The organism is Flavobacterium sp. R1_16 (genome assembly GCF_057652095.1).
Genome location: NZ_JBYFCG010000005.1, coordinates 272,875 through 279,552, shown reverse-complemented (window position 1 = coordinate 279,552; position 6,678 = coordinate 272,875). Strand labels below are relative to the sequence as shown.

2 protein-coding genes, 2 rRNA genes and 2 pseudogenes are annotated in these 6,678 nt (G+C 34.7%); 5 read left to right on the top strand and 1 reads right to left on the bottom strand.

All coding sequences use genetic code 11. The features are described 5' to 3' along the window. The 5 genes and pseudogenes from AC23L6_RS10440 to AC23L6_RS10420 all read left to right on the top strand — a co-directional run. Nucleotides 1–264 (top strand): 23S ribosomal RNA (locus tag AC23L6_RS10440); the annotation flags it as partial. A 193-nt stretch (nucleotides 265–457) separates the two neighbouring features. Next, a 5S ribosomal RNA gene (gene rrf, locus AC23L6_RS10435) occupies nucleotides 458–567 on the top strand. A gap of 534 nt (nucleotides 568–1,101) precedes the next feature. Beyond that, nucleotides 1,102–3,234: a chitobiase/beta-hexosaminidase C-terminal domain-containing protein gene (locus tag AC23L6_RS10430; protein ID WP_487562113.1), complete on the top strand. Its 2,133-nt coding sequence runs from the start codon at nucleotides 1,102–1,104 to the stop codon at nucleotides 3,232–3,234. Between the two features lie 143 nt (nucleotides 3,235–3,377). Beyond that, nucleotides 3,378–4,551 (top strand): annotated as a pseudogene (locus tag AC23L6_RS10425) (IS3 family transposase). Nucleotides 4,552–4,581: 30 nt separating this feature from the next. After that, nucleotides 4,582–4,944: pseudogene (locus AC23L6_RS10420) on the top strand (OmpA family protein); the annotation flags it as partial. 76 nt (nucleotides 4,945–5,020) lie between these two features. Here the strand turns inward: AC23L6_RS10420 and AC23L6_RS10415 are convergent. Next, on the bottom strand, nucleotides 5,021–6,676 hold the full coding sequence (locus AC23L6_RS10415) for a dihydrolipoyl dehydrogenase family protein (protein ID WP_487562112.1): 1,656 nt from the start codon (nucleotides 6,674–6,676) through the stop codon (nucleotides 5,021–5,023). Nucleotides 6,677–6,678 lie beyond the last annotated feature (2 nt).

Below are 6,678 nucleotides of genomic sequence, written 5' to 3'. Positions count from 1 at the left end.
TGGGCGCAAGAAATTTGAGTGGATCTGATTCTAGTACGAGAGGACCGAATTGGACAAACCTCTAGTGTATCTGTTGTTCCGCCAGGGGCACCGCAGAGTAGCTACGTTTGGAAGGGATAAGCGCTGAAAGCATATAAGCGCGAAACCCACCACAAGATGAGATTTCTTTTAAGGGTCGTGGAAGATGACCACGTTGATAGGCTATAGGTGTAAAGGCAGTAATGTCATAGCCGAGTAGTACTAATAACCCGTAAGCTTATGTACAAGCCCCACCCCAACCCTCCCCAAAAGGGAGGGAGTAAAGAGGGTGGGGGCAACTTTCTTTAACCTGAACTCGTTTCAGGTTCTCAAAAAAATAATTTTTATCTCAGTATGTTAAAATATTACGTTTCCTTCCGGTTGCTAACCGCAAAGTACTAACTCTCCCCCTTTGGGGGAGCCGGAGGGGGCTAAGTTTTAAGGTGGTTATTGCGGCGGGGCTCACCTCTTCCCATCCCGAACAGAGAAGTTAAGCCCGCCAGCGCAGATGGTACTGCAGTTATGTGGGAGAGTATGTCGTCGCCTTTCTTTTTGAAAACCCTATTCATTTTGGATAGGGTTTTTTGTTTTGTAGGTAAGCCCTATTCACCCTTCGAGATGGGCATGTTTAAGATTTTCTTCAAAGCTTTTTCTTAATACGATTTGGTTTTTGTTTGTTATAATCTCAACTTTCTTTTTCTTATATTTTAGTTCTTGCTTTTATGATTGTATTTTTCTATTTTGGATATTAGTGATATCTCACTGAGTATAAATTTTAACAATTGATCGAAAATAATTAAGTCATCAGTACTGGTAGTTAATGTTTTGTAAAAAATAAGGAAACTACTGTAATAATATTATAATTTTATAAATAAATGAGTGATAGATAATAAATACTATAAATTTATCAACACTACTACGTTTTCGTAATTAAGATTGTAGATTGCTATGTAATAGATTGTTATTATTTATATAATTTTAGCGTTCAAATATATTTAATGTGATGAATATTAACTCAATGTGGGTTTATTAGTAATTATTTTAATTTATTTGAATAAACACTTAACCTCAAAAATTATCATTATGAAATTATTTTCTAAAAACTTCTTGCTATTAGTAGTTTTGTTCTTTACAACATTTTTTTCGTCAGTACGATCTCAATCATCTGCTAATATAAACGATGTTATGTTGCAGGCATTTGGCTGGGATGTTCACACAAAGGCGTCTGTTATTGCTGAAGGAGGACTTTATAATTATTTGAATAATCGTGCTGGAGGACTATCTAAAGCAGGATTTAATGTTCTTTGGTTGCCACCACCTAGCCAATCAACAGGGGGAAATGGATATATACCAACAAGACTATTTAATTTTAGTCAAACTTCATTTGGTTCTGAAGCTCAATTGAGAGCTTTGTTGACAAGTTTAAATACGGCGTCACCTAAGGTACATCCTATGGCTGATATTGTTGTGAATCATAGAGGAGGGACTACAAGTTGGACGGATTTTACAGAACCTACTTGGGGATGTGAGACAATATGCTTTAATGATGATGGAGGTGCTACACAAACGGCGACTTATGTAGGTTGTAAACCATCAGGAGCAAATGATACAGGTGAAGATTTTAGTGGTGCTCGAGATTTAGATCATACTAGTCTTACTGTCAGAAATGGTGTAAAAGAATATTTAACAAGATTGAAAGCCCTTGGCTTTGATAGTTGGAGATGGGACGTAGCTAAAGGATTTTCTGCAAGCTACATTGGAGAATATATTACAGCTTCTTCGCCATATGCTTCTGTTGGGGAATATTGGGATGGAAATGTAAATACATTAAAATCATGGATAACAGGTACAGGAAGTAAGTCGGCAGCTTTTGATTTTACTATGTATTATAACGCTCTTGGACCAGCGTTTAATAGTGGTAATTATGGAGCTCTTAGAGGGAATCCTGGTCTAGCTGGTCAGTTTGGTTATGCTGACAAAGCAGTAACATTTGTTGATAATCATGACACATTTGTAAAACCAGGAAGTTTTACCAACAATGATAATATTATGAAAGCATACGCATACATATTAACACATCCAGGTATACCATGTGTTTTCTTTCCTCACTACTATGGTGGTACTTTTACTAAAAGTGAAAACAACACAAATGTATCTGTGACCTACACGGCAAATGAAGCTGCAATAAAAAAATTAATTGCCGTTAGAAGAACAAATGGAATTAATGCTTACAGTTCAGTTTCTGTATCCAATTCAAGTGGGTTTTATTCTGCAACAATTGATGGTAAAGTAGTTGTTAAAATTGGTCCAGGAACTTGGAATCCTGGTTCAGGATGGATATTGAATGCTTCAGGTACAGATTATGAAGTTTGGTCTAAAATTGCAGTAAATGTGGCTCCAACGGTTGCAATTACGCCAACATCAACTACGTATGGAGCGGGTACTTCTCAAGCTGTAACAATTACAGGATCAGATGATAAAGCAGGCTATACTATTTATTATACTACTGATGGTTCCACACCTACTGCATCTTCTTCAGTTTATACAGCACCTATAAATGTTTCCTCTACTACAACAGTAAAAGCGATAACTATAGATTCAGATGGATTGTCTTCAGACGTTGCCTCACAAACATACACTTTCATGACTCTTGGGGATATTACAGTAAAATATAAAGCTCCAACTGCTTGGGGAACGACAATTTATGTGCATCATTGGAATGCTTTACCATCAACTAATCTGGCGGGTTCAACTTGGCCAGGTAAAAAAATGGCAGGTCCAGATGCTAATGGATATTATTCTTATACTTTCACAAATATTGCCAGTACAAATATTCTTTTTACAAAAGGAACATCAGGACCTCAAACGGTTGATATTTTATCAGTAAATAAAAACACTTGTTATATTCCAACAGGAACAAATACAAAACTAGATGTTCTTGAAACGGATTGCTCAACATTAGGAGTTGAGGAAATGACAAATGCTTCAACTCAATTGAAATTATATCCAAATCCAGTTTCTAAATCATTTAAAATTAATAAACAGGTTTCAAATCTTTACATTTATGATATAACAGGTAAAGTAGTAAAACAGTTTAATGGTTCTTTTAGTACAGATTCTAATTTTGACGTTACTTCATTAAATAGAGGAATGTACTTTGTGAAAATTAGATCTGTTGATGGTTTTGAATCTACAGTTAAGTTTTCTAAAGAGTAAAAGAGATATATTAAAGAGGTTGTTCATAATTTGAACAGCCTCTTTTAGATTAAAATATCAATTCCTCTTCCTATACAATTTCACATTGGATATACTAATTTAGCTTCCAGTTAAAGTTAAGAATAAAATCTTATTTTTAACATATGAAACGAGAAAGAAAAATCTATGATCCAGCTTTTAAGACAAAAGCAGTCCAATTAAGTAATGAAAGAGATAATATTTCAGAACTGGCAAGAGAACTTGGAATAAAAGCTACCTTACTTTACAAATGGCGAAAAGAATACGAAGAATTTGGCAAAGGCAGTTTTCCTGGAAAAGGAAATCTTAAACTAACACCAGAACAAGAAAAGATTCACGAATTAGAGAAAAAGTTGAAAGATGCAGAACTAGAACGTGATATATTAAAAAAAGCAATCGGCATTTTTTCCAAGAGCGGTCGATGAAATATACGTTCATTAAAAATCATGAGTACTTATTTCCGATTGAAAAAATGTGTAAGGTTTTAGAAGTTGGTTCTAGTGGATATTATAAATGGAAAAGCAAACCTATTTCCAATAGAATAGTTAGAAAAAATGAGATAAAACAACAAATAACTTCCATTTATTTTGCTTCAAAACAGCGTTATGGAAGTCCGAGAATTACCATTGAATTAAATGCATTGGGTTACAAAATATCAAGAATAACAGTTGCAAAATACATGAAAGAGCTTGGATTAAGAAGTAAGTTAAGCAAAAAGTTTAAAGTCACAACCAACTCAAAGCACAATTATTTAGTGGTAGAAAATATATTAGATAGAGGTTTTGAGGTTGATAATCCATCTAAAGTTTGGGTGTCAGACATCACTTATATTCAGACCAAAGAGGGATTTTTATACTTGACAACAATTATTGATTTATACGACCGAAAAATGATTGGCTGGAGTTTAAGCAATGGTATGAGTACAAATGAAACAACTCTTGCCGCATGGAAAATGGCAATTAGAAACAGAAGTGTTCAAAAAGGATTAATTTTTCATTCTGATAGAGGCATTCAATATGCAAACAAAAAATTTACTAATACTATTGAGTCTTATGAGGTAATAAGAAGCATGAGTAGAAAAGAAACCGTTGGGATAACGAAGTGGCTGAAAGCTTCTTTAAGTCATTAAAAACCGAATTAATTTACGGTAATAAACTCATAACCAAAGAACAAATGCAACTGGAAATTTTTGAATACATAGAAATCTGGTATAACAAAAAAAGACGACACGGGGCATTGAATTACAAAACAATCGAAGAATTTAATAATCAAAACAATATTTACAAAAATGTCGCTTAACTTAAACTGTACTTTTTATTTGCATATCCAATTATAACTGACACAGAAATTATCCTAAATCCTATTTATTTTGAGTATGACAAAAGCAATATTACTAAGCAAGGTGCAGCCGAATTGGACAAATTAGTGTATGTAATGTCGCAGAATACTAAACTTGTGATTTATGCCAAATCTCATACGGATTCTAGAGGAAGTGATAAATACAATTTAGATCTTTCTGAACGCAGGGCCAAGTCAACTGTACAATATGTTATTTCTAAAGGTATTGATCCTAGTAGAATTTCAGGAAACGGATTTGGTGAATCACAACCAAAGGTAGATTGCAAAAATAAATGTACCGATGCAGAGTATGCACTCAACAGACGTTCAGAATTTTTGATTGTAAAAAAATAAAGTTTCCTAGAATAAGAGATAAAAAAACCTGATATTGTAAAATATCAGGTTTTTCGTTTTTAATAAGGTTTATTTTTTACGCCAGCATTGTCACTGGGTTTTCAATATACTGTTTTAAAGTTTGTAGAAACTGCGCTCCAGTTGCCCCGTCAATTGTACGGTGGTCGCAAGCCAAAGATAGCATCATGGTGTTTCCAACAACAATTTGCCCATCTTTTACCACGGGTTTCTCAACGATTGCTCCTACTGATAGAATTGCTGAGTTGGGCTGATTAATGATAGAATTGAATTCTGTAATTCCAAACATTCCCAAATTAGAAATGGTAAATGTACTTCCTTCCATTTCACTTGGTAATAATTTTTTGTTTTTTGCTCTTCCTGCAAGGTCTCTTACACTAGCACCAATTTGAGATAAACTCATACCATCAGTAAAAGGTAAAACAGGAACAACCAATCCATCTTCTACAGCAACAGCAACACCAATACTTACATGATGGTTAATAATGATTGCATCTTCCTTCCACTGAGAATTGATTTTTGGATGCTTTTTAAGAGCCAAAGCACATGCTTTTATTACCATGTCGTTGAACGAAACTTTAGTATCAGGAACACTATTTATAGCAACTCTTGATTTCATCGCTTCATCCATGGTAACCTCAATTACTAAATTGTAGTGAGGTGCAGTAAATAAAGATTCAGACAAACGTTTTGCGATAATTTTTCGCATCTGTGAATTTTTGATTTCCTCTGTGGCAATTTGTCCCGAGGGAACAAATGGTCTTGTAGCGACTACTTCTTTTGTGCTTGATTCTGGTGCTGAATTCACAACGGCTGAATTAGCACTTGTAGTAGATGCCACAAAATTTTCAATATCACTTTTTACAATGCGTCCATTTTCACCAGAACCTTTAACTTGTGCAATGTTAATTCCTTTTTCTTCAGCAATCTTTTTGGCCAAAGGAGATATGAAAATTCTTTTTCCATCAGAAACCACTTGAATAGGTTCGTCTACTTTATCAGCAATAGCTGTAGAAGATTCTGTTTTCGATTCAACTACTTTTTCTGGAGTTGAAACTCCTCCCTTTGAAAAGTTTTCAGCCACTCCTGAAATATCTGTACCAGCAGGTCCAATAATAGCTAATAAACTATCAACGGGAGCAGTTTGTCCTTCTTGAATACCTACATATAAAAGCGTACCAGAATTGAACGATTCGAACTCCATAGTAGCCTTATCGGTTTCAATTTCTGCTAAAATATCACCTTCTGCAACCGCATCTCCAACTTTTTTCAACCAATTTGCTACTGTGCCATCGGTCATAGTATCACTTAAACGAGGCATAGTCACAACAACAACTCCTGCGGGTATACTTGTAGAAACTGGTGTAGTATTTATAATTTCCTCTTTTTTCTCCTCAACAACTGGAGTTGGAACAACTGGAGCCGCTGTTGAGATTGAGGGTTTTCCTAAATTAAGTAAAGGAGTAATATCCTCACCTTCTGCTCCTATAATAGCCAAAAGCGAATCTACAGGTGCAGTTTCTCCTTCTTGAAGGCCAATATGTAAAAGGGTTCCAGAATTGAATGATTCAAATTCCATAGTGGCTTTATCGGTTTCAATTTCTGCTAAGATATCACCTTCATTAATTTTGTCGCCTACTTTCTTAAGCCATTTTGCTACTACTCCTTCAGTCATAGTATCACTTAAACGTGGCATTGTAATAATTTTTGCCATAA